The sequence below is a fragment of the Limosilactobacillus vaginalis genome, assembly GCF_025311515.1.
Classification (GTDB): Bacteria; Bacillota; Bacilli; order Lactobacillales; family Lactobacillaceae; genus Limosilactobacillus; species Limosilactobacillus vaginalis.
The window spans coordinates 509,051-532,706 of record NZ_CP104399.1 but is presented as its reverse complement, the minus strand read 5'-3'; the positions used below and the strand labels follow the sequence as shown (position 1 = coordinate 532,706).

Genomic DNA, 23,656 nt, shown 5'->3' with positions numbered 1-23,656 from the left:
AATTATGCTTCTTTTTTACAGACCTTGATCTGCTTTTTTGAGTTTTCGGTAATGAGGGTTATTCTCCCATAACTCTTGTGGTGTCCCACTCATTGTTATTTTACCATTTTCAAGGAAAATCACACGATTCATTGCATCAATTCCTTGTAAATGGTGGGTAATCCAAATAAGCGTCTTTCCAGCCAATTCATTCATAAAAGTATCAATAACTCGTTGTTCAGTTAGCGGGTCAAGACCGACCGTTGGCTCATCTAAAATAACAATCGGAACATCCTTTAACAGGATCCGCGCTAAAGAAAGGCGATGTCGTTCACCACCAGAAAAGATTAGTCCTGCCTCACCGATTTTCGTATTAAGACCATCCGGCAATTGACGAATCTTCTCTTCCAGGCCAACTCGTTTCAGGACACTCCAAACGTCTTCTTCTGTTGCATCCTCATTTCCTAAACGAATATTATTCAAAACGGTCGTGTTAAACAAGTATGGCGACTGGTGGACGACGCCAATATAGTTAGCAATTTGATCACCAAATTTATCTGTTAGCTCACCATTAATCGTGATCTGACCTTCAGTAGGTTGCAGATCACCACGAATTAGACTAGCTAACGTACTTTTTCCGGTTCCGCTCCGTCCAAGGATTGCTAACTTCTCTCCCGGCTTAATTTGCAAGTTCAAGTGTTGCAGAATTTGCTCGGTGTCTGACGAATACTGAAAGCTGACATTATCAATATCAATTTGGTATGGTGCTTCAATTTGAGGAGTGGCTTGCTGTTCCTTACTAGGTTCTGGAAGACTATTCAAGCGGTCTAACGAATCCGTATAAACGTTTGTTTGCTGAGCAGCAACCGGCAATCCAGCTAATGCTTCATCTAGCGGAAAAACACAGAGAACAAATGCGGCAATCCAGTTAGCACCCCAATGACCGCCAAAATGATAGGAACCCCAGACTACTAATGAAATGATAACCAAGAGAATCAGCATTTGGAGAACAAAGTCACGGAAATTATTGAACCGGTGCATCTTTCGTTGCGAACTTAGCAGCTTCTTCTCATCACTATCATGTCGCTGAAGGTACTTACTAGAGTTTCCTGAAAGCACCCAATCTGTAATTCCCATCACATTATCAGTTAAGTCAGAATAAAGCCGGTTTGTTGCTTCCTTTTCTTGTTCTTGACGTGCTCCATTAACTAAGATCGACCAAACTGGGATGCCAAAAATAATTAACCCAAATAGGATTAACATTAACAATCCCATCCATGGTGTCAAAGCCCCCAGAGCAATCACTATAATAAGGTACAGCCCACAAGCAACCAACATTGGAAAAATAGTTCTCAAATATAGGTTTTGAATATGGGCAACATCCTCAGAAAGCAGCCCTAAAACATCGCCAATTCGGTACTTGCTGTTGAAAAATACTGCATCCTTCTCCAACGAGTCATAGAGTCTCTTCCGAAACATTGATGTCATCTTAAAAACCCAATTATGACTCGTTAATCGTTCAGCATAGTGAAATACGGGACGAAAAATTCCGAATGCCCGCGTCAAAACTATTGGAACGTACACGAGCAAAATATTAAACGGCATCGTTGCACACCTACTAATTAGGTAACCCGCGGTAAACATTAGCCCGCCAGCACAAACAAAGGTTAAAATTCCCAATGAAATAGCCAGTACTAATGTCCAGCGATATTTTTTGAGAAATGGTCGAACCCAACGATCATGACGGAGGGCTTTCAATAATGGAATTCTATTCATTAATCTTCCCCCTTTGAACGGTCAAATACCAAGTCCGTAAAATATCCTGGTTTAGCCATTAATTGATCATAGGTTCCCTGTTCAATAATCTTGCCGTGACGCATCACAATAATGTAATCCATCTGCCGCATCCAGTGCAGCCGGTGAGTAGCAAACAAGACAAGGTGATCCTTCATGATCGGAATCATCCGTTCCTTCAACTCTAGTTCGGTTTCAATGTCTAAGTGAGCAGTTGGCTCATCCAAGATCAAAACTCGTCGCGATTGATCCAGGAAGGCACGGGCAAGAGCAATTCGTTGTGCCTGACCACCGCTTAATTGCCGGTGCCCCTTGCCAATCATTGTATCAAGTCCATCGGGTAATTCGGCAACCAGTGATGTGAGTCCCATCATTTCAATCGCCTTATCAATTTGTTCTTGGCTGACATCCGGTGTATAGAAACAAATATTATTCCGCAAAGTATCATCAAAAATATATGGATCCTGGGGAATATAAATAATCTGTTTTTGCCAATCTTCAATATTTAGAGTCTTAACAGTTTGTCCCTGAATCTTTATTGTCCCAGATGTGGGATGGAGAAACCCGCCTAAGAGATTAATCAAAGTGGTTTTCCCAGCACCGCTCATCCCCACAATTCCTACTTTCTGGAAACCATGGAGATTGATGTTGACGGGTGCCAATTGACTCCCGTGTTCATATTGAAACTCCACATTATTTAATTCCAGTTTACTATCTGCTTGCCATTTCTTGATATCAACATGCGGCTCAGGCGGAATCTCTTCCTGGAGAATTTTTTCAACTGCATGAAATGAATTTTTGCCGTTAAGGGTTGCATGGTAGTCATTGGCAAAATTACGGATTGGCATGAAGTATTCCGGCGCTAAAATCAGGATTCCTAATGCTGGAAAGAGCAATAAGTGCCCTTCAATTAATCGCAGGCCCAAGAAAACTGCCAAAACAGCAGTCGATAGGGTAGTAAAGAAATCAAGGGCGAAAGTAGATAGCATTGCAACCCGGATAACGCTCATCGTCGACTTTCGAAAACGTTCACTTGAGCGAAAAATACTTTTAGAATACCGTTTGCTTAAGCCAAAATACTTTAGTGTATCAATCCCCCGCAGCGAATCAATAAAATGGTTCGACAGGACTTGGAAGTTAGCATATTGACGATCGGCTTTTGCTTTGGCAGCATAACCAAGAATAATCATAAAAAGAATTATTAATGGGTACACCAAAAGCATCACCAAGCCAGAAATCCAGTCCAACCAAAAACAAACAATAAGCAGCATCACTGGAATAATCATCATGCTGACAAACTTACTAAACAAAAGATTAATGTAGTTCTCCACTTCAGAAATCCCGTCTAGAGTTAACGTAACAATATTCCCTGTTCCCTGTTGTTGAACTAGTTGGGGGCCAAGCTTAAATAGCTTAGCTAGTAATTCTTGCCGTAAATGCTGTGCGGTTTTCCGGGCATAGTTATCAAGCAATACAGTATCCAGCCAATTAATAATATGACGACCAATAAAACAACTAATAAATCCGACTAGCCAGCCCCATTCACTTGCCAGCGAATGACCGGCCCAAAGATTTGTTAATAGTGAAGCTAGCGAAATTGCTTGACCAATGATAAGAAAAGCTTGCAGGACATAAACCCCTACAAGCTTTATCATGATCTGTTTGCTCCCCTTAAGCGTGAAGAGTAATCGATCAATCATAATGCTTACTTAGCCTCCGTAACAACTGGCATGGCGATCCGCTTACGGAAGATCCAGTATGCCCAGATCGTGTAAGCAAGAATAAATGGCAATAAGCAGCATGTAGCAATTGTCATTACTGTCAATGTGTACTGAGTTGACGATGCATTTTGAATCAATAGATCATACCGTGAGCTAATTGAACTAATTAGTAGCCGTGGGAATAAGCCGACAAACAGAAGGACAACTAATGCAACTAGAGTTAATCCGCTAGCAATAAAGGCGGTTAATTCCTTGCCCTTAATAGCAGCTGCTTGCGCAATGATGGTCAAAACAACCATTACGACTAACATTGTAATTGTTGCAACTGGGTGAACCTTCATAAAGTCGGTCATAAAGATTAGCATTAATGCAAAGACAACTAAGCCAACATAAAGAACCCAGTAAAGGAATTGAGCAACATTGTTTGCCCGTTGACGAATATCTCCCGCAGTCTTTAATGCAATGTAGTTAAGTCCGTGAAGGTATGTTAAGAGGGTTAAAGCAACCCCACCAACAACGGAGAACCAGTTAATGTAATCAAAGAAAGTTGCGTGGAAGTTACCGTTAGCATCAATTGGCATTCCCTGAATCATACTAATAAACATAATTCCCAAGAAGAATGGTGCCATAAAGCTTCCGATACCGAGGGCCAAATCCCAGATCCGCTTTCGTGGCATTGGTGACTTTGCACGGAATTCAAATGAAACCCCACGAATAATCAAGCCAACTAGAACTAACATCAAAATAATGTAGTAACCACTAAATAAACTTGCGTACCAGTATGGGAAAGAGGCAAACATTGCCCCACCAGCAGTAATTAACCAAACTTCATTTCCGTCCCAAACAGGTCCAATTGTCTGCACCATTTGATCACGTTCTGCTTCATCACTGCTTAACGTAACGGTTGCCATTCCAACACCGTAATCAAATCCATCAAGGAAGAAGAAGCCGGCAAAGAGGACACCAATCAAAATAAACCATAATAATTGGAGAAAACTCATTTAGAACGCCTCCTTATCAAATGGATCAAGAACCTTCTTGAACTTTGGCTCGATGACCTGGGTCGGATCCTTCTTTAATTCATGAACGATCAAACCAATTAACGTAATTGCAAGAGCTGTGAACAATACGAAGTAAACGATATTAGAAGTTAGCAGCGAGGCAGCAGATACGTTTGGCGAAACACTTTGTTGAATTGTAAAGAGTCCGTAAACGGTCCACGGAACACGGCCAAATTCTGTTACGAACCAACCAGCTGTATTACCCATAAATGGTAAGAAGGTGGTTAATGCTAAAATCCATAGCGTCCACTTATGCTCATACAAATATTCGGACTTCTTACGGCTCATAATCAAGCCAACGAATGAAACCAGAATAATCCAAGCAGAAATTGCACACATAATCCGGAAACTATAGAATAGCGTATTTACCGGTGGATAATAATCAATGTTCTTGCCATACTTCTTCTTGTATTGGGCATTCAGTTCATTCATCCCGGTAACGGCTCCGGTCGTCTTGTGATAAGACAAGATACTTAACATATCTGGAATATCAATGTTATTTTGAACCTTATGTTCCTTCGTATTAGCAATTCCGACAATGGTCCATGGAGCATGTTCACCAGTCGTAGTGTAAACATCTTCAGTAGCAGCGAACTTCATTGGCTGTTCCTTAACAAGGTATTGCATTTGAAGATCACCAAGAACCAAGCCAAAGATTGCAAAAATTAGTGACATCCACAAGCTAAGACGCATTGTCTTCTTGTAAATTGTCCGTGCTTCATTGGAAATCTCATGCTTCTTTAGCAATTGGAATGCGGTTAATCCGGCAAAGATTACCCCACCCATCATAACTGCGTTCAAGATAACGTGTCCATATTCAAACCATAATTGAGGGTTCTTCAATAGAGCACCAAAATCGACCATTACTGCACGACCACCACGAATGGCATAACCAACCGGGTGCTGCATAAATGAGTTAGCAGTAAGGATCCAAAGAGCAGAGGTAAGTGAACCAAAACTGGTCATCCAAATAAAGAAAGCATGGAGTCCTGGCTTTACCTTATCCCAGGTAAATACCCAGAGACCAATAAATGTAGATTCAATAAAGAATGATAGCAAAGCTTCCAAGGCTAATGGAGCACCAAAGATGTCCCCCATGAACCGTGAATAATCAGACCAGTTCATTCCAAACTGAAATTCTTGAATAATACCTGTAACAACACCAACAGCAAAGCTCAGCAGGAAAATATTCCCCCAAAACTTTGTCATCTTTTTATATGATTCATTCTTAGTATGAACATACATTGATTCCATAATTGCAACAATGAAGGCTGTCCCGATAGTAAATGGAACAAAGAAAAAGTGGTAGACAGTCGTCATTGCAAATTGAAATCGCGCAAGACTAAGAATACTCATAATAAAGGCCTCCCTCCGAAAAGAAATAAACGTGAAACCGTTACCGTGTTTCATTCACCTTTAATCATAATACTGTTGATAAATAATTACAATTTTTATTCCAAATTATTTCAATCTTTTTTCAAATCTAATCACTTGACTTAGCTGTCTTTTTCATCTTATCAAATGATATGCAATTCATAAAAATAAAGAATTAAAAATTTTAATTTGAACTAAGTTACTGGCTTACTCGCCTGCATCCATAGGAGTGACTTGATTACTCAATTGCTAATTTAGGTATAGTAAAACCCCATAGTTAGATTTTTTCGTCCAACTATGGGGGGTATTACGTCATAAATAATGATTAGGCATCCTGAAGTGAAGCTAAACGATCCTTAGCAGCATCAAGTTTTTGTTGCCACTCTTTGCCCTTAGTTCGTTCTTCTTCAACAACCTTTTCTGGTGCATTCTTAACAAAGTTTTCGTTGCCTAACTTCTTTGCTGAACGCTGAACTTCTTTTTCTAGGTTAGCAATCTCTTTCTTCATCCGTGCCCGTTCTTCATCTAAGTCAACTAATTCCGCCATCGGAATGTCAACTTCTGCTCCGGTCAAGATCCCGGATAGGGCAAGCTTAGGTGTCTCAACATCGGTCCCAATAATTAATTTTTCTGGGTGACAGAAGCGGTCAATGTAATCCTTATTGGCTTTAAACGTCTCAGCAAGGTGATCATTTTCAACCTTAATGATTAAATCAACCGGCTTAGACATTGGCGCATTTGCCTGGTTCCGAATATTCCGAACGGCAGTAATTAATTCAATTAAGTGACTCATTTGTTCAGTTGCGGCATCATCGTCAAATTCATCATGAGCAACTGGGTATTTAGCAACCATAATTGACTTGCCATCATGAGGCATTGATTGCCAAAGCTTTTCTGTAACAAATGGCATGATTGGGTGCATTAATTTCAGAATTTGGTCTAAAACATAGCCAAGAATATTCTTCGTGTTGGCCTGTTCTTCTGCGGTCCCATTATTAAGCTTTTCCTTGGTCATTTCAATGTACCAGTCACAGAAGTCATTCCAAATGAAATTGTAAAGTGCTCGACCCGCTTCACCAAACTCAAACTTTTCAAACTGAGCATTAACTTGCTTAACAGTAGCATTTAGTCGGCTTAAAATCCAGCGATCTGCGAGATCCCACTTACTCTTTTCTGGAAGAACTGGGGCTGGCATATCACCAAGGTTCATAATTACGTAACGACTAGCATTCCAAATCTTGTTAATGAAGTTCCAGGCAGCATCCATTTTAGTGTAGCTAAAGCGAATATCCTGTCCAGGAGTTGAACCGGTAATCAGGAACCACCGTAAGGCATCAACACCATATTTTTTGATTACGTCCATTGGATCAATTCCGTTACCAAGGGACTTACTCATCTTCCGGCCTTGCTCATCACGAATCAATCCGTGAAGAAGAACGTTTCTAAATGGTGCCTTGCCAGTAAATTCGAGTGACTGGAAGATCATCCGGGAAACCCAGAAGAAGATAATATCATAACCAGTTACCAAAGTATTGGTTGGGAAGTAACGCTTGAAGTCTGCAGAATCAGTGTCTGGCCAACCCATTGTAGAGAATGGCCAAAGAGCACTTGAGAACCAGGTGTCAAGAACATCCTTATCTTGTTCCCAATTCTCAGCGTCTTTAGGTGCTTCCATCCCAACATAAACTTCACCGGTCTTCTTGTTATACCAAGCTGGAATCCGGTGTCCCCACCATAATTGACGGGAAATAACCCAGTCATGAATGTTTTCCATCCATTGTGTAAAGGTATGTTCGAAGCGCCCAGGAATAAAGTTAACGCGATCGTCAGTTTCCTGGTTCTTTAGGGCAGCTTCTGCTAATGGCTTCATCTTAACAAACCATTGAGTCGAAAGCCGTGCTTCAACTTGAACACCAGTCCGTTCTGAGTGACCAACTGAGTGAACAATTGGATCAATCTTAAGCATGTAGCCTTGGTCTTCCAGATCCTTAACCATTGCTTTTCGTGCTTCAAACCGGTCCATTCCTTCGTACTTTCCGGCATTCTCGTTCATTGAAGCATCTTCATTCATGGTATTTAGCTCAGGAAGATTGTGACGCTTACCAACCTTAAAGTCGTTTGGATCGTGAGCTGGGGTAATCTTTACCATCCCGGTACCAAAGTCAGGGGTTACATAGTCATCCGCAATAATTTCAATTTCCCGATCAACTAATGGAACGCGAACATGCTTACCAACTAAGTCCTTGTACCGTTCGTCATGCGGGTTAACGGCAACTGCTTCGTCACCAAACATTGTTTCTGGACGAGTAGTAGCAATTTCAATGTAATCTTTACCGTTAAACTTAGTTCCATCAGTAAATGGGTATTTAACGTGATAGAATGCCCCTTTATCGTCTTTGTGGATTACTTCAATATCTGACAATGCGGTCCGTGCTTGCGGATCCCAGTTAATAATGTAAGTTCCCCGGTAAATCAATCCCTTATTGTAAAGATCAACAAAGACCTTCCGAACAGCCTTGTTCAATCCCTTATCAAGGGTGAATCGTTCCCGATCATAATCAACGGAAATCCCCATTTTGGCCCATTGCTTATGAATAATGTCAGCATATTCATCTTTCCAGTCCCAAACTTGTTGAACAAATTTTTCTCGACCTAAATCGTAACGTGAAATTCCTTGTTTACGTAGCCGTGCTTCAACCTTTGCTTGGGTAGCAATCCCAGCATGATCCATTCCTGGAAGCCAAAGGACATCGTATCCCTGCATCCGCTTTTGACGAATAATCATATCCTGCAACGTTGTATCCCAGGCGTGACCTAAGTGAAGCTTCCCGGTAACGTTCGGTGGCGGAATAACAATTGAATATGGATGTGCTTTTTTATCTCCACTAGGCTTAAATAAACCTTGATCAATCCACCATTGATAACGACCAGCTTCAACAGCTGTTGGGTCGTACTTAGTGGACATTTCTTTCTCAGTACTCATTATGAGTCCTCCTCTAAGTAGTTAATTTGCAAGTATTTTACGCTGAAAATAAAAAACTCGCCCTAACATATAGGACGAGTTCCGCGGTACCACCTATTTTAGACTATCTAATTATAGTCTCACTCATTCATTTTATAACGGTAAAATGAACCGTTCCAACCTACTGTTACTTCAGTTAGAGTGCTACCAAACTACTTTCAATAACTACTTTCTAGGAATATTCCATTAATTATTCCCTTTCTGTGAAGAAAATAGTTACCTACTCTTTTGATCAACGCATTTACTATTTGCTTGTAATGATAGCCAATTTAAAAACCATCGTCAAGCAGAAGTTTAAAGAAGTTCTGCAAAAACGTCCTCATTCTGGTTTAAGAAATCTTCACCAGAATGAATCTCAGTAATTTCAATCCCGTCTAACGCCCGTTTGATTAAGCCGTCAATATCCAAACGTTCTTCGTATTTTCGTGTCTTTTCAAGATCAGGTTTAGTCTTTGGCGAAGGCGGTGTAAAGACAGTACAGCAATCTTCATATGGCAAAATCGAAAGATCATAAGTGTCAATCTTCTTCGCGACATCAATAATTTCGGTCTTATCATAAGAAAGAACCGGCCGCAATACCGGAAGACTAGTAACGTCATTAATTACCAGCATACTTTCCATCGTTTGCGATGCCACTTGTCCTAAAGATTCACCATTAAAGATTGCTAGGCCATGACGTTTCATCGTTAGTGCAGCAGCTAATCGTAACATCATCCGTCGCTGTACGGTCATTAAGTAGCCTTCAGGAACCTTCTCCTTGACGGTTTCTTGGATCTCAGCGAACGGCACCTGGATGAACTTAATACTCCCGCTATACCTAGCAAGTTTTTCCGTCAATTGCTTTGCCTTAGCAAGGGCTTGGGGACTGGTATATGGCGGACTGAAGAAGTGAACCATTTCCATGGAAACGCCTCGCTTCATTCCTAGATAGGCAGCAACTGGCGAGTCAATTCCACCCGAAAGCATCATCATTCCTTTACCAGCGGTTCCAACGGGAAGACCACCAGCACCCTTAATAGTTTCACTTGAAAGGAAGATCCCGTTCAAGCGAATTTCCACCCGGAGCGTTAAGTCAGGATGGTGAACGTCAACCTTCAAAAGATCTGGAAACTTCTTCAAGAGGTAGCCACCCAGCTGATCATTCATTTCAAACGTATCAATTGGAAATTTATGATCAGAACGGCGGGTATTAATCTTAAATGTAATTGGGGACTTAACCTGCTCACGGATCATCTGTTCAGCAGCCTTGGCAGTTGCCTCAAAGCTCTTCTCAACCCTGATCGATGGTGAAAAATTTTGAATTCCGAAGACGTCCTGCAACCGTTCCATGACCTGGTTGTAATTTGCCCCGTTTAATTCAACGTGAAGGCGATCACGCTGGGCATGAACCTTAACCTGTTCAAAGCGATGAAGCGCCTTCCGGACATTAGTACCAAGGCGGTCAATGAAGTTTTTCTTGTTATGGCCCTTGGTTGATAATTCACCATACCGAACCATAATCTCAGTATAATCCACTAGTATTGCTCCCTCCTATTCAATAATTTTCTTAAATCCTGCATAGAGCTTATCAAAGGTCTTATTAAACTGCTCTGCTTCTTCCAGCGTATTCTGATCGCCTAAACTAATCCGGACTGCACTCGTTGCTTCGTTTTCTGGAACTTTCATTGCGGCCAAGGTTCCTGCTTCAGCATGCTTCTTTGATGAACAAGCACTAGTCGTAGAGATGTAAATTCCTTGATCTTCAAACGCATGAACGATTGTTTCACCACGAACACCAACAATTGCAAAGCAAAGGATGTGTGGAGCAAATCCCTGATCACGTCCAGAAAAGATCTTAACGTGGTCAAACTGCTTAATGTGATCATAAATTCGTTCCTTAATGGCTTGTTCACGCTTGACAGCATCAGCCTCGCCCTCTTTAACTAACCGAATTGCCCGGGCCATTGCAACGTCACCAGGAGTATTCTCAGTACCACTCCGCAATCCACGTTCCTGACCACCACCAGCTACTAGCGGTGCTAACTTTCGGCCAGCCTTAACATAAACAAAGCCGGTTCCCCGAGGAGCATGGAACTTGTGCCCAGAGAACGTAGCGAAGTCAACCCGATCACTAAAAACAGCATCATCAATCCCCTTGCCAATTGCTTGAACAGCATCAACATGGAAATGAATATTCGGATAATCCTTTAATATTTCACCAACTTCTTTAATTGGTTGGATTGTTCCAATCTCGTTGTTCACTGCCATAATTGAAACCAAGATCGTGTCTGGACGAATAGCTGCTTTTAAATCTGCTGGATTAATCCGCCCTTCCTTATCAACGGGAAGGTAAGTCACATCAAAGCCCAGTTCCTTTAACTGTTCAGTTGGGTTACGAACAGCGGCATGCTCAACTGAGGTCGTAATGATGTGCTTACCAAAGCGTTGTTTTGCCATCGCAGTTCCTTTAACTACCCAGTTGTCACCTTCAGAGCCGCCACTGGTAAAGATGATTTCGCCTGGATTAACGTGAAATAAGTTAGCAATTTGTTGTCGTGCTTGTTCCAGCAGGTTCCACGCTTCTTCACCAAAATTGTGAAGGCTGCTTGGGTTACCCCAAATTTTTTGACTAACCGTATTATAGGTCTGGAGAACTTCAGGTGCTACCTGAGTTGTCGCACTATTATCAAAATAGATCATGCTTATTTTCCTTTCATCAAACAAAGCTTGATTATAAATATTATTAATGCGCTAAAAATTGGATAGATGTTTTGGTTGCGACGCCAATAAACCAGTTTTTTATTATAGCAGATAATAATTAAGAGGGTGAGAAAAAACATCTGCTTTTTCTTACCCTCTTAATTTTTGCTACTTTTCATTATAGTAGCTATCTTCAATCCGCTTATAACTACCAGGTTCAGCCTCTTCCAGAGCCGTTGCGATTGTTTCTAAGCTTGTCGTGTAATTAAACTTATTAAACTCTTCTTGAGACTTTGCCGCTGCAGCAGCGACTTTTGATTCATCACTAAAGCGATTAGCATATTGCTGAAGCCGCTCAGTTAACTCAACGCTATCACGAATATCATTTGTCTTTTCGTCAAGAGTTTCTAAGTCTGATTCAACAATTATTAGCTGCTTAGTAACTTCATCCATATTAACCTTATATTTTTGTAGTTCATCGGCCAACCGCTTGATTTCATCGCTAACCCCAAAGAAGTAATCTAAATAATCCTTTGGTAATCCAGGCAAGTTTAGTTGCTCAACTTGCCGCCGTGTCGTCCTCAGCTTTGTTGAATACTTTTGCAGCATTTGTTCAGCCCGTTGCTGATCACCTTGTAGCTTGGCAACCTCATCGTTAATCTTTGCCTGTTGCTTTTCAATCTCCGTTAAGGAACGCTCATTCTTATTTTGCCGTGCAAGGACTTGACTATAAATAGCAGTATGGTCTTTGATTGCGGCCTGGTCGTCCTTATATTCCTTTTCAATGTTAATAATTTGTTCATTTAACGAACGAGCGGTTTCAATTTCGTGGTTATTCAATGTGTAATTAATGCTTAGCCGCTCAAGTTCATTACTTAACTCATTATTTTGAGTTGAAGCATGGTTAATAAACTTTCCTAAAACTCCCATCAGATGTTCAACTTGTGGACGAGCATCAATCTCACTTTGCATTGTTGCATACAAATCATCAATCTGATCAGCAATGTCCTTAATTGAATCCTCAACCCCATCAAGCTGAAGGGTATTAATCTGCTTGAGATCCTCTTGGCATAACTGCCGAAGCTGATTAACTTTTTCAGGAATGTTATCCGTTGTAAAGCGATAATTTTGCTTAGTGAGCTGCTCATAGCCACTTGCTAATTCATTTAACTGGGTAGGAAATTCAGCAATCAATGGTTTATAAAGCTTAGGGACTTGCTCAATCAAGTCTGCCAATTTTTGATTATTCTGCTTTAAATCAGTCAATATCTGTTGGGCAGCATCAAAATCTCCCGTCTGACTCAACTGGGAAAACTTATCGTATTCATGTTCAAGATCATCAAGTTGATCATTAAGCAGTTTGATACTATCACCATATTCAAAGCTCTTTTCATCAAGAACGTGATGGAAATGACGATAACGTTGCTTAATTTGATCGATTGCCCGCTTATGAGCTTGGTGCAGCTCTTCTATATGATGAAGTGAAGATTTTATCTGCAAGCACTGGTCATTCACCTGGTGAACCGCTAATTCTAAATCACTTAACCGTTTAGCAAGAGAGAAAACTTTGCTTGTGTGGATTAGTGACTTAATTGTCTCTAACTCGCCCGCTAGCTTCTTTTCTTGAGAAACGACCTCGTCTTGATAGTTCTTTTCAAGTTTCTCTAATTGTTCCTGGGAATCGCCAGTTACCTTCAATTGCTCAACTTTTTCAAAATGTTGTTCAATTTTCATTTCCTGTAACTGCTTAACTTGTGCATCAATTTGCTCATACTGACGGATTAGCCGCTTTTGGTAGTAATATAATGCCGCCAAGATAATTGCAAGAACAATTAAAATCCCAATTATTATTTGAAAAACCAATTTATCCACCTACATCTTTAAGCCATCATTGACAAATTATATCCATCGGCTCTAAAATTCTATGAAAATTATACCATAATGGTCTGCTATTACTGGAACCAATTTAACATTAGAAGGAAGAAGGAACGATTATGACAGAATTATCCCTGTTAAATGAACAACTTTCCGCGTTATTAACCAACGAACATTCAGCAATCGCTAACTTAGCAAACGCAAGCGCATTAATTAATGAAAGTATAGATAACCTAAATTGGGCTGGCTTTTATCTTTATAACTCTAAAAATGACCAGCTTGATCTTGGACCATTTCAAGGTAAGGTTGCCTGCATGCACATTGAGCTCGGCAAGGGAGTATGCGGGGTTGCCGCCTCAACTAAAAAGACACAAATTGTAGACGATGTTTCTAAGTTTTCTTCATACATTGCCTGTGATAGTGCTGCCAAGTCAGAACTTGTTGTCCCAATGTTAAGACAGAACGGCTCACTTTATGGTGTCCTTGATTTGGACGCGCCAATCTTAAAGCGATTTAATCAATCATTTGCTAACGAAATGGAAGAATTTGCTAATCGGCTCATGGCAACTATTGACTAGTAAGGAATAATTGTTGTATATTATTCTTTGTGTAAAATAATGCAGCAGTGAGGGGCAAGCTCGTCAACAGACTGGTGCCGTAAGGTGTTTTTAGTAACCCAGCTGCAAGGGTGAACAATTCAGATCAGCCTGCACGAATGTCAATCTCACATCGGATTATTTTACTCCAACAAAAATATTGGAGGATTTTATTTATGTCACGTTATACAGGTCCTAGCTGGCGTCTTTCACGCCGCTTAGGTGTTTCACTTTCAGGTACTGGTAAGGAATTAGCTCGTCGGGCTTACGCTCCTGGTGATCATGGTCGTGATCGTCACGGTAAGCTTTCTGAATACGGTACTCAACTTCGGGAAAAGCAAAAGCTTCGTTTCATGTACGGAATGACTGAACGTCAATTCTCAAATCTATTCGTACGTGCCGGTAAGATCAAGGAAGGTACTCACGGTGCTAACTTCATGGCCTTACTTGAACGTCGTCTTGACAACATGGTTTACCGTCTTGGTTTGGCTACTACTCGTCGTCAAGCTCGTCAATTGGTTAACCATGGCCACATTACCGTTGATGGTAAGCGCGTTGACATTCCTTCATACGAAGTTAGTGTTGGTCAAGTTATCGCTGTTCGTGATAAGTCAAAGAACCTTGATGTAATCAAGAACGCTGTTGACGCAGTTGTTTCTCGTCCATCATACGTTGACTTCGATGCTGACAAGCTTGAAGGTAAGTTAAACCGTATCCCTGCCCGTGAAGACATGGATGCTGATATCGACGAATCACTTATCGTTGAATTCTACAACAAGTAATCTTTAAGGTTGCTACGTTGTTAAAAGAGTCGGATTTTCCGGCTCTTTTTTCGTTTAAATTAAAAAGACCAGGAAAAATAAAATTTTCCTAGCCCTTATGTTTCTGAAGCTCAAAATAATACTTTTCCGTTGTAGAAAGGTCTGCTCGAAATTGATATCCACCAACGGAAAAGCCTTTTAAATCACTTGATTTGGCTGCGTTAATTTCTGTTAAAAAACGAACCATATTCCCCCGAGCCATTTTTGCTAGGGTCGCCTTTTGCTTAATCTTACCGTTAATTTTTTCGCCAAAGATACAAGTAATCATTCGATCCTGTGGCCGCAAGAATGGTTTAATTGCCTTTGAATATTCATTTGAAGCGAGATTAATCACTAATTGATTATCCCGAAACAGCTCCTGATACAAGCGGTCACCCCAAAACTCATATAAATTTTTAGTATGATTAACCGTTGCTCGATCACCCATCCCCAAGCGATATTGAGAGATCCCATCAAATGGTTTAAGGATTCCGTAAAGCCCTGATAAAATTCGCAAATGTTCCTGAAGATACCTTAATTGATGCTCAGTCATTACCCCAGCGCCAATGTACTGATACTGAAGTCCTTGGAAGGCCAAGACTGCTGGCGTGAGATTATCAGTAAGGTTCATTCCTTTAACGCGTCTATAGTTAGTCTGCGCAAGTCGCTCACTACAATTCCACCATAGCTGGTGCAATTGTTTAAATGTTAATGTGTTTAACCACTTCAGTATTTCTTGGCTCTGCTCCAAATATTGCGGGAGAGCATCATACGGTAAAGAATCGGGATCGCTCTTCATTTTTCGTGCTGGTGAAATAATAATTTTCATTGTCTACCTCCTCCTAATCAAAATAACCGAAAAATTTTTTATTTGCAATTTTTTTGTTTTTAAAATCACTTATATGTTAACCGGTTAACATATAATTTAATAAATTTATTTATAACGGATTAATATGTCACAATTCCGCTATTGACAACCCTTTCAGAAGGTTGTAAATTTATTTTCCGTAATAAGCGTGAATGTTTTCACGATTGCAAGTTCACAGATCAAAGGAGCATAATTATGAACGATGATATTCCAACACAAGGACAAGTACAGCAACGGACAATTTCTTTGGCCGCTAGCTGGGCTTTCTTTGCTTTCTCAATTGTAATCAATTCAATGGGGAACGTTCTGACACTAGTAACTAGTTCACACATTCATCCCCAATTTCTTGGTTCAGCATATTGGACAGCTGCCGAAAACAACCTTGGGATTGCTGTTCTCGGAAACAAGCCGACTACCCTTTTCTGGGCATTCATGGTACTAGGAATGTTAACCTCCGTCCTTAATGCTATTTTGATGCACAAATGGGATTGGCGGCGGATTGGCGGTAACTTTATCTTTATGTTGCCATTCTCACTGTTTATCCAATGGTTCTCAAACATTTTCAACCGAATTATGCCTGATGCAACCACCCTGCCAATGATTATTCTTTACGTATTCATTAACTTCTTGGGAGTTGCCTTTATTGGGACAGCTATTTCAATTTATCAACGGGCTAACTTAGTTCTGCACCCGGCTGATGACCTCTTCCAAATCATCCGTTTCCGTTACTGCAAGGGAAACGCTACAATTGCGATGTGGTTATCATACATTCCACCGACAATCATGGCAATCATTGCTGCCGTTATGCAAGGCGGGATTTACAACTTCGGTCTTGGAACCTTATTTGCCCTTGCTTTCCAGGGAGCAATTACTGGTTGGGCCGATAAGAAGATTTTCCCTAAACTAAAGCACCAAGCTCTTGATATTGGTAATTAATTTCCGCGATTAGAGAGGCTGAGAAAAAAATGTTTTTTCTCAGCCTCTAACTATTACTAGTAATTTCTGAAAATACAAAGTCTAATCGCGGGAATCAAGCTTCGCATCTTTTACCAAATGCTCTTTTCTACCACCGACTAATCATTATTGGTATAATAATTAAATATATTATCAACGGGAGGTTAAGCCATGGCAGAAGATAAGTCAGCAATGGAACAACGGATTGATAACGCAATATATGGTCCGCCGAAGATCAAACCAGACGAACAACGAAAATATCTTGGCACTTTTCGTGAACGTGTCTGCCTCACAATTAGCGTTGCTGAGCTTCAAGAACGAAACTGGTCATTTGCTATCTCTAAAGAATTACAGCGCGGGATTGGTAACCAAGTTTTTCTTAACGGTAACCTTCCTCATGCTGAATTACGCGATTACATTAAAAGCGCCACTGCAGCTAATGCTAACTTTACATTAAAAACCGAGCCAGAATTTCGAACTGATCCAGAATCGTTAGCCGTTGTTGTGGCTGCAAAAACGGCTGTTTATCAATCACCAGTTGATGTCAAGAAAAGATATCCTAGTGTCGAATCTCAGCCGTCAGCAAAACAGGAGACTCCAAAGAAACATTTCTGGCAAAAGTTATTTAAAAGGGAGGACGAATAGTCTTGCAACCATTGGCATATCGAATGCGACCACGGAACCTTAGTGAAGTCGTTGGTCAGCAACACCTCGTCGGTCCCAATAAAATTATTTCCCGAATGGTCAAAGCAAGGATGTTGTCATCACTAATTCTTTATGGACCGCCTGGTACTGGAAAGACAAGTATCGCTAGTGCCATTGCTGGTTCAACCAAGTATGCTTTTCGTAAATTAAACGCTGCAACGGATACAAAAAAGGATCTTCAAGTGGTTGCTGAAGAAGCAAAAATGAGCGGAACAGTAATTCTCTTGCTTGATGAAATTCATCGTTTAGATAAAAGCAAACAGGACTTTTTGCTTCCCCACTTAGAGAATGGTCGAATCATCCTTATTGGTGCCACAACCGAAAATCCTTATATTAGTATTAACCCAGCAATTCGAAGCCGAACCCAAATTTTCCCGGTACATCCTTTAAGTATTGAAGATATGAAAGTCGCAGTTAACCGCGCCCTAACCGATTCGGAACGCGGCTTGGGTAAGATGCCAATCAAACTAGATCAGGATGCCGAAGAACAATTATTAACGGCAACTAATGGCGATCTTCGGAGTGCATTGAATGGCCTTGAATTAGCAGCCAAATCAACTGATCCAGATAAAGATGGTATAATCCACCTCACTCTCCCCGTAATTGAAGAAAGCGTTCAAAAGAAAGCAATTGCTAGTGATCGGGATGGAGATGCCCATTATGATGTGATCTCCGCATTTCAAAAATCGATCCGGGGTTCTGATACCGATGCCGCTCTCCATTACCTTGCTAGGCTAATTGAAGCCGGCGACCTCATCAGCATTTGTCGGCGATTGATTGTCATTGCTTACGAAGATATTGGCCTTGCTAACATGCCTGCAGTCCAACGGGCCGTAACCGCAGTTCAAGCTGCCCAGCAAATCGGTTTCCCTGAAGCACGGATTCCATTAGCTGATGTCGTCATTGAACTTTGTCTTTCGCCAAAATCCAATTCGGGAATTAGTGCCGTTGACAGTGCACTAGAACAAGTCCGAGCCGGTGGAACAGGCGAAGTTCCTGACCACCTGAAAGATGCCCACTATAAGGGTGCTAGTAAGTTAGGCCATGGTACTAATTACTTATTTCCTCATGATTACCCTCAAGATTGGGTTGCCCAACAATACCTTCCAGAAAGGATCAAGAATGCTCAGTACTTCCACCCAAAGAAGAACGGCCGCTTCGAACAAGCGCTTGGAAACCAGTATTGGCAACTTAAAAATGCCCAAAGGAACGGTCTTCGTCACCATCCACAACACCCTTAACCAATTGCTAATTTAGTCAGATCATGCTAATATATATGTTGAAAATTCTGTGGTGTACGCGTTGTCTAAACGCAGGTTTGCCTTACAGTCTTATAAAATTGGGACTAATGCTTCGTTAGTTGGCCAGTATGCCTTTTCACTTGGTAACTGAATAGCTAACAGCCATGTCCCACCTGTCTTAAACACAGGTCAACACTGAATGACAATTAACGGCACTAACGGAGTTTTCGTACATAACCAATTAAGGAGGCTGGAAAGCAACATCATTTTCCAGCCTCCTTAATTTATCTTTCAAATAATAATGTGAGGTTTATCTATGCTATTATCAATCTTAATGACCCTCTTCGGTTTAATTGCAGCGTTTGAAGGTTGCTTTTTCTTAACCCACCTTCATAAGTCATTTCTAATCTTTCATCCTGAACGTCAGGCTCCCCTTTCCAAAGCATTGATTATCTGGGGAATCCTGCTATTAATCATCGGTGTCTTAGCAATAATATCAGCCTGGACTAACTCAATTTTGTTTATCGTTACAATGGTCGTTATCGGTTGTGTTTGTGAAACTTTAATGGCTTATTCATTAATGGGATATTTTCAGGCAGAACAACGAAAAAACTAGACGCTTGAGTCTTTACTGTCATTTTTGTTTCAGTGTATAATAGAAGTAAATAATTAAGGAGGCACCACAATATGGCTCAACAATACAAACATATTTTGGTTCCAGTTGACGGTTCTGAAGAAGCTGAATTAGCTTTCAAGAAGGCTGTCGCTGTTGCTAAGCGGAATGGTGAAGAAACAGAATTACGGTTATTACACGTTGTTGATACCCGGGCATTCCAAAACATTTCCAGTTTCGATAGTTCAATGGTTGAACAAGTTACCGAAACCGCAAAGAAGACTCTTGATAAGTATATTGATTATGCTAAAGACAAGGGTGTTAAGAATGTCAACTACTCAATTGAATATGGTGCACCTAAGACAATTATTGCCCGGGATGTGCCAAAGGAAATGAACGCTAACCTAATTATGATCGGTGCTACAGGGTTAAATGCTGTTGAACGGATCTTAATTGGTTCTGTTACCGAATATGTTACTCGGATGGCAATCTGTGATGTATTAGTTGTTCGGACTGACTTAGATAACAAGCCAATTGAAGTTGACAAGAAGAAAAAGAAGTAACCCTAACTAAATCTAACAAGAACTCCATAATTATTAATACTAGTTATGGAGTTTTTTAATTATTCCTTATAAGAACAGGAGTTCTCATTTTGAAAGTGAAATACGAAACCGTTAAGCAGACCCTACGGAATGAGATTATTGATGGTAAATACAAAATTAATGAGAAGCTACCAACCGAAAGCGAATTGATGAAGCGATTTGATGTTTCGCGCTATACGATTCGTCGTGCCGTTGGTGACCTAGAAAACGAACACTACATCTACCGCATTCAGGGTGGGGGGATGTTTGTGCAAGATTGGCAACGTGATTGGTCGACTCCCGAAAAAAATAAGATCATTGGAGTCATTAGTACCCATATGGCAGACTACATTTTTCCATCAATTATTTCGGGAATCGATAGTGTTGTCACTGATCAGGGTTACTCATTAATTGTCGGAAACACATTAAATAACCATGATCGTGAACGACAGACACTTTTAAACATGCTTGACTTAAAGATCGCTGGCTTGATTATCGAGCCAACCCAAAGTGCTCTTCCTAACTCAAACCTCGATCTTTATCGTCAGCTACAAAATTACCACATTCCAACTATCCTCTTTCACTCTACTTACCCTGGTTTCTCTTTCCCCACCCTGCTTACTAAAGACCTTGAAGCCGAAAAAGAACTAACTAAATATTTATTCAAATTAGGACATTCTAACATTCTAGGAATCTTTCAAATTAATGATCAACAGGGTGTTAACCGGATGAGTGGAATGGTCCAAGCATATCAGGAAGAAAACATTCCAATTACTAAATCAAATATTGTAATGTACCAATCAAACGATGCCTTTACGGATATCGTGAATAAAGCTGATACGATCCTTAAAGCCAACCCGCACATCACCGCAATTGCCTGTTATAACGATGAGCTGGCTACCCGGATCATCAGTCACCTTCAATCTCAAGGACTTCAAGTTCCTCACGATATTTCTGTTGTTGGTTTTGATAACTATGAAATGGCCCAACTGATTACCCCGAAACTAACAACAGTCAACCACCCTAAACGGCAGCTAGGCGAAGATGCCGGAGAAATGATCATCGACATGATTAATGATAAATCAGTCACATCGAAGTTCTATACTCCACAAATTATTAAACGTGATTCAGCAATTCTTGTAAGATCAAAGGAGAATTAATATGGAGAACGTTAACCTATTAAAATTAGCAGATGGTCAATTAATGCCACAAGAAGGATTCGGTCTCTACAAGATTACTGATCAGAGTACAATTACATCTTCAATCCGAAATGCATATAATGCTGGTTACCGGCTTTTTGATACCGCCCAGCTATACAAAAACGAGGCTGAAGTTGGTGCTGCCCTCCAAGAGCTATCTCTGCCACGAAAAAAGCTCTTCATTACCACTAAAGTTGCTGAGCCAAATCAGGGTTTTAAAAGAACCATCCTCTCAGTTAAGGATTCTCTTCATAAATTGAAGCTGGATTATGTAAACCTTCTCTTGATCCATTGGCCAATTGAACGAGCATTTTTCGATACTTGGGCTGCCCTTGAAGAATTAAAGAAGCAGGGACTTACTCGTTCAATCGGTGTCAGTAACTACCAAATAATTCATTTACAATATCTTGCTACTCAAGCCCACGAGATGCCAGTTGTGAACCAAGTTGAACGTCATCCACGATTAAATCAAAAGCCACTAATTGAATACGATCATCAACATGGCATTGTTACTCAAGCGTGGAGTCCGCTTGGTCGCGGGACAATTCTTACTAACCCCATCTTGGAAAAAATTGCAAAAAAGCACGGCAAATCACCCGCCCAAATCGTCCTTCGTTGGCACCTGCAAAGCGGAGTAGCTTTCATCCCTAAGTCAGTTCACGAAGCACGGATAAAGCAGAATATTGACATTTATAATTTCTCTCTTACTGCTGAGGAAATGGCCGCAATTGACGGTTTAAACGACTTTACCCGTGTCGGTAAGGAGCCAGCACTAGTATATGAATATAACCAAAAATGGTAAATCGAGTAGGAGATAATTGATTAGTTCAATTATCGACCTCTCACACCACCGTACGTACGGTTCCGTATACGGCGGTTCGACAACTTAATCACTTTGAATTGACTGGAGCGTCTTGGACAGGTTTATTAGTCCAAGGTGCTCCAGTTTTCTGTTAGTTAGAGAATAATTCAGCGTCTTACTGTGAGCAGTCCGCCAGTAACCCTTACGGGTACTAGCGAAGACGTACGCATCACGGTAAGACAGACCTAACTTCTGTAAGTTAGTAACCTTAGTTTTAAACTTCTTCCATTGCTTCCAGATATATTGCCTTATTCGCGCCCTTAACCATTGGTCAAGGCGATGAATAAAATTGGCTAATTTCCCAATTGAGTAATACTGAAGCCAGCCGCGCATCTTTTGATGGATTTCCTCAAACATTTTAATCAGGGAAACTCCTCGATTGCGTTTGGTTAACAACTTCAATGCTTGTTTTACTCGTTGTTGCGATTGATTGGCCGGCCGGGCATAGGCACCGTTCCGGTCTACACCTAGTGAAAATCCAAGAAACTTCAATCTTAAGGGACTACCAACTTTAGTTTTATCTGGGTTAACTTTAACCTTCAACTTTTTCTCAAGGAAGTGGGTAATACTGCGCATTACTCGTTCTCCGGCCCGTTGACTTTTAACATAGATGTTACAATCGTCCGCATAGCGTACAAAGTGATGGCCACGTCTGGTCAACTCCTTGTCCAGCTCATTTAAATAGATATTTGCCAGTAATGGTGACAGTGGTCCTCCTTGCGGAGTTCCTTTATCACTCCTAGCGAAAAGCGAAAAGCCCATGGTCTAAGACCCCGCTCGTTAGAAATTTACGAATAAGTCTTAATGTCCATGGGTCATCAATATACTGTTGGAGGTATTTAATCATTAAATCATGGTTGACGTTGTCAAAATAGGCCTTAAGGTCTAAATCGACTACTCGTCGATAACCATGATTATATAGTTTAACTACCTTGGCGATTGCGTCTTGGGCACCACGATGAGGGCGAAAGTCAAAACTATTGTCAGAGAAAATGCGCTCAAAAATTGGCGTAAGCACCTGAACAACTGCCTGCTGGACCATGCGGTCCACCACTGTTGGTATTCCAAGTTTTCTTACTCCACCATTGGGCTTCGGAATTTCCACCCGTTTAACTGGTGCTGGCTTATAATTGCCCTCACGTAAACTGGTAATTAACTCCGTTTTATTTTCCCTGAGGTACGACAGTAAGTCATCGACAGTCATATCGTCAATGCCCGCTGCTCCTTTATTTCTCTTAACTCGCAAATAAGCCTGATTAAGGTTATTGCGGTCCAAGACTAAATCTTGGATAGTGACACTCATACCTTTACCTTCACCATAATCGGTACTACGCGCCCTTGTGTACTTTCGGTTTTTCAAACCTATCCTCGACAAGCGGTCAGCTTGTGGTTCTGTTTTCTGCGATTGTCGCACCTGATTACACCTCCGATATAAGTTACAAGTTATTGTCGTTCGGTCCTTCGTCCAGATAGCCAGACTACTATGACCTCAGCTGACTTCTGACTTACTCAACGCTACATCACTGCACCGCTTGTTTCTGTGGAATTTCGCTCATTCCTCTTGTCGGAAACGTGTAGGCCAGACCTCCCCGGGTAAGAATATTAACTTTCGTACCATGTCACCGTCAGCTTTACTGAGAGTAACTTCGAGTAGTATTGGACTTCAGTTTGTTAAGCAACCTTATCCAGTTACCCTCAGCCTTATAGCTACTTCTTGTTCATCGGTGCAGTA

The 23,656-nt window shown here is 40.9% G+C and carries 18 protein-coding genes, 1 other RNA gene, 1 pseudogene and 1 other annotated feature; of the genes and pseudogenes, 10 read left to right on the top strand and 10 right to left on the bottom strand.

Going from position 1 to position 23,656, the window contains the following annotated elements; genetic code table 11:
- Window positions 1-15: 15 nt before the first annotated feature.
- From cydC to ezrA, 8 genes are all read right to left on the bottom strand, one after another.
- Window positions 16-1,755, bottom strand: coding sequence for a thiol reductant ABC exporter subunit CydC (gene cydC, locus N4627_RS02445; protein WP_260964902.1), 1,740 nt, complete (start codon window positions 1,753-1,755; stop codon window positions 16-18).
- Window positions 1,755-3,473: a thiol reductant ABC exporter subunit CydD gene (gene cydD / locus N4627_RS02440; protein ID WP_003717702.1), complete on the bottom strand. Its 1,719-nt coding sequence runs from the start codon at window positions 3,471-3,473 to the stop codon at window positions 1,755-1,757. Before cydD ends, cydC begins: the two co-directional genes overlap by 1 nt.
- 5 nt (window positions 3,474-3,478) lie before the next feature.
- Window positions 3,479-4,495: a cytochrome d ubiquinol oxidase subunit II gene (gene cydB / locus N4627_RS02435; protein ID WP_260964901.1), complete on the bottom strand. Its 1,017-nt coding sequence runs from the start codon at window positions 4,493-4,495 to the stop codon at window positions 3,479-3,481.
- Window positions 4,496-5,911 (bottom strand): cytochrome ubiquinol oxidase subunit I, encoded by a 1,416-nt coding sequence (locus tag N4627_RS02430; protein ID WP_040531652.1) that lies wholly within the window; start codon window positions 5,909-5,911, stop codon window positions 4,496-4,498.
- A 343-nt stretch (window positions 5,912-6,254) separates the two neighbouring features.
- Window positions 6,255-8,912, bottom strand: a complete 2,658-nt coding sequence (locus N4627_RS02425; RefSeq protein WP_003717699.1) for a valine--tRNA ligase — start codon at window positions 8,910-8,912, stop codon at window positions 6,255-6,257.
- Window positions 8,913-8,979: 67 nt separating this feature from the next.
- Window positions 8,980-9,196: a binding site (T-box leader), on the bottom strand.
- Window positions 9,197-9,245: 49 nt separating this feature from the next.
- On the bottom strand, window positions 9,246-10,466 hold the full coding sequence (thiI, locus tag N4627_RS02420) for a tRNA uracil 4-sulfurtransferase ThiI (protein ID WP_098044689.1): 1,221 nt from the start codon (window positions 10,464-10,466) through the stop codon (window positions 9,246-9,248).
- A gap of 15 nt (window positions 10,467-10,481) precedes the next feature.
- Window positions 10,482-11,630: a cysteine desulfurase family protein gene (locus N4627_RS02415; protein ID WP_191337118.1), complete on the bottom strand. Its 1,149-nt coding sequence runs from the start codon at window positions 11,628-11,630 to the stop codon at window positions 10,482-10,484.
- Between the two features lie 168 nt (window positions 11,631-11,798).
- Window positions 11,799-13,502 carry a septation ring formation regulator EzrA gene (ezrA, locus tag N4627_RS02410; RefSeq protein ID WP_124031447.1) on the bottom strand — a complete coding sequence of 568 codons (1,704 nt, stop codon included), beginning with the start codon at window positions 13,500-13,502 and terminating at the stop codon, window positions 11,799-11,801.
- A 122-nt stretch (window positions 13,503-13,624) separates the two neighbouring features.
- Between ezrA and N4627_RS02405 the strand changes: the two genes are divergently transcribed.
- The gene (locus N4627_RS02405) at window positions 13,625-14,083 is read left to right on the top strand and encodes a GAF domain-containing protein (protein WP_003717694.1); all 459 of its coding nucleotides are present in this window, start codon (window positions 13,625-13,627) and stop codon (window positions 14,081-14,083) included.
- Window positions 14,084-14,277: 194 nt separating this feature from the next.
- Entirely contained in the window at window positions 14,278-14,883 is a 606-nt protein-coding gene (gene rpsD, locus N4627_RS02400) for a 30S ribosomal protein S4 (protein ID WP_040531641.1), read from the top strand.
- A gap of 88 nt (window positions 14,884-14,971) precedes the next feature.
- Here the strand turns inward: rpsD and yaaA are convergent, their stop codons facing one another.
- Window positions 14,972-15,730 carry a peroxide stress protein YaaA gene (yaaA, locus tag N4627_RS02395; RefSeq protein WP_260964900.1) on the bottom strand — a complete coding sequence of 253 codons (759 nt, stop codon included), beginning with the start codon at window positions 15,728-15,730 and terminating at the stop codon, window positions 14,972-14,974.
- Between the two features lie 234 nt (window positions 15,731-15,964).
- Here yaaA and N4627_RS02390 point away from each other — a divergent pair, with 234 nt between their 5' ends.
- From N4627_RS02390 to N4627_RS02355, 8 genes are all read left to right on the top strand, one after another.
- The gene (locus N4627_RS02390) at window positions 15,965-16,705 is read left to right on the top strand and encodes a fructose permease (protein ID WP_250647898.1); all 741 of its coding nucleotides are present in this window, start codon (window positions 15,965-15,967) and stop codon (window positions 16,703-16,705) included.
- A gap of 189 nt (window positions 16,706-16,894) precedes the next feature.
- The gene (locus N4627_RS02385) at window positions 16,895-17,368 is read left to right on the top strand and encodes a YueI family protein (RefSeq protein ID WP_124031445.1); all 474 of its coding nucleotides are present in this window, start codon (window positions 16,895-16,897) and stop codon (window positions 17,366-17,368) included.
- A 23-nt stretch (window positions 17,369-17,391) separates the two neighbouring features.
- On the top strand, window positions 17,392-18,669 hold the full coding sequence (locus N4627_RS02380) for a replication-associated recombination protein A (RefSeq protein WP_240411628.1): 1,278 nt from the start codon (window positions 17,392-17,394) through the stop codon (window positions 18,667-18,669).
- Between the two features lie 41 nt (window positions 18,670-18,710).
- A non-coding RNA gene (gene ssrS / locus N4627_RS02375) (6S RNA) lies at window positions 18,711-18,898 on the top strand.
- Window positions 18,899-18,985: 87 nt separating this feature from the next.
- Entirely contained in the window at window positions 18,986-19,285 is a 300-nt protein-coding gene (locus N4627_RS02370) for a hypothetical protein (protein ID WP_003717688.1), read from the top strand.
- A gap of 71 nt (window positions 19,286-19,356) precedes the next feature.
- Window positions 19,357-19,845, top strand: a complete 489-nt coding sequence (locus N4627_RS02365) for a universal stress protein (protein ID WP_003717687.1) — start codon at window positions 19,357-19,359, stop codon at window positions 19,843-19,845.
- An 89-nt stretch (window positions 19,846-19,934) separates the two neighbouring features.
- Window positions 19,935-21,023, top strand: a complete 1,089-nt coding sequence (locus tag N4627_RS02360) for a GntR family transcriptional regulator (protein WP_260964899.1) — start codon at window positions 19,935-19,937, stop codon at window positions 21,021-21,023.
- Window position 21,024: 1 nt separating this feature from the next.
- Complete coding sequence (locus tag N4627_RS02355; protein WP_098044686.1) at window positions 21,025-21,864, top strand: aldo/keto reductase; 840 nt, start codon at window positions 21,025-21,027, stop codon at window positions 21,862-21,864.
- An 84-nt stretch (window positions 21,865-21,948) separates the two neighbouring features.
- Here N4627_RS02355 and ltrA read toward each other — a convergent pair.
- Window positions 21,949-23,338, bottom strand: a pseudogene (gene ltrA / locus N4627_RS02350) (group II intron reverse transcriptase/maturase).
- Window positions 23,339-23,656 lie beyond the last annotated feature (318 nt).

What these genes read in the sequence shown, in the direction of transcription:
- cydC (WP_260964902.1), bottom strand. Translation starts at nt 1,755, where the DNA reads ATGAATAGAATTCCATTATTGAAAGCCCTCCGTCATGATCGTTGGGTT.
- cydD (WP_003717702.1), bottom strand. Translation starts at nt 3,473, where the DNA reads ATGATTGATCGATTACTCTTCACGCTTAAGGGGAGCAAACAGATCATG.
- cydB (WP_260964901.1), bottom strand. Translation starts at nt 4,495, where the DNA reads ATGAGTTTTCTCCAATTATTATGGTTTATTTTGATTGGTGTCCTCTTT.
- N4627_RS02430 (WP_040531652.1), bottom strand. Translation starts at nt 5,911, where the DNA reads ATGAGTATTCTTAGTCTTGCGCGATTTCAATTTGCAATGACGACTGTC.
- N4627_RS02425 (WP_003717699.1), bottom strand. Translation starts at nt 8,912, where the DNA reads ATGAGTACTGAGAAAGAAATGTCCACTAAGTACGACCCAACAGCTGTT.
- N4627_RS02415 (WP_191337118.1), bottom strand. Translation starts at nt 11,630, where the DNA reads ATGATCTATTTTGATAATAGTGCGACAACTCAGGTAGCACCTGAAGTT.
- N4627_RS02405 (WP_003717694.1), top strand. Translation starts at nt 13,625, where the DNA reads ATGACAGAATTATCCCTGTTAAATGAACAACTTTCCGCGTTATTAACC.
- rpsD (WP_040531641.1), top strand. Translation starts at nt 14,278, where the DNA reads ATGTCACGTTATACAGGTCCTAGCTGGCGTCTTTCACGCCGCTTAGGT.
- yaaA (WP_260964900.1), bottom strand. Translation starts at nt 15,730, where the DNA reads ATGAAAATTATTATTTCACCAGCACGAAAAATGAAGAGCGATCCCGAT.
- N4627_RS02390 (WP_250647898.1), top strand. Translation starts at nt 15,965, where the DNA reads ATGAACGATGATATTCCAACACAAGGACAAGTACAGCAACGGACAATT.
- N4627_RS02385 (WP_124031445.1), top strand. Translation starts at nt 16,895, where the DNA reads ATGGCAGAAGATAAGTCAGCAATGGAACAACGGATTGATAACGCAATA.
- N4627_RS02380 (WP_240411628.1), top strand. Translation starts at nt 17,392, where the DNA reads ATGCGACCACGGAACCTTAGTGAAGTCGTTGGTCAGCAACACCTCGTC.
- N4627_RS02370 (WP_003717688.1), top strand. Translation starts at nt 18,986, where the DNA reads ATGCTATTATCAATCTTAATGACCCTCTTCGGTTTAATTGCAGCGTTT.
- N4627_RS02365 (WP_003717687.1), top strand. Translation starts at nt 19,357, where the DNA reads ATGGCTCAACAATACAAACATATTTTGGTTCCAGTTGACGGTTCTGAA.
- N4627_RS02355 (WP_098044686.1), top strand. Translation starts at nt 21,025, where the DNA reads ATGGAGAACGTTAACCTATTAAAATTAGCAGATGGTCAATTAATGCCA.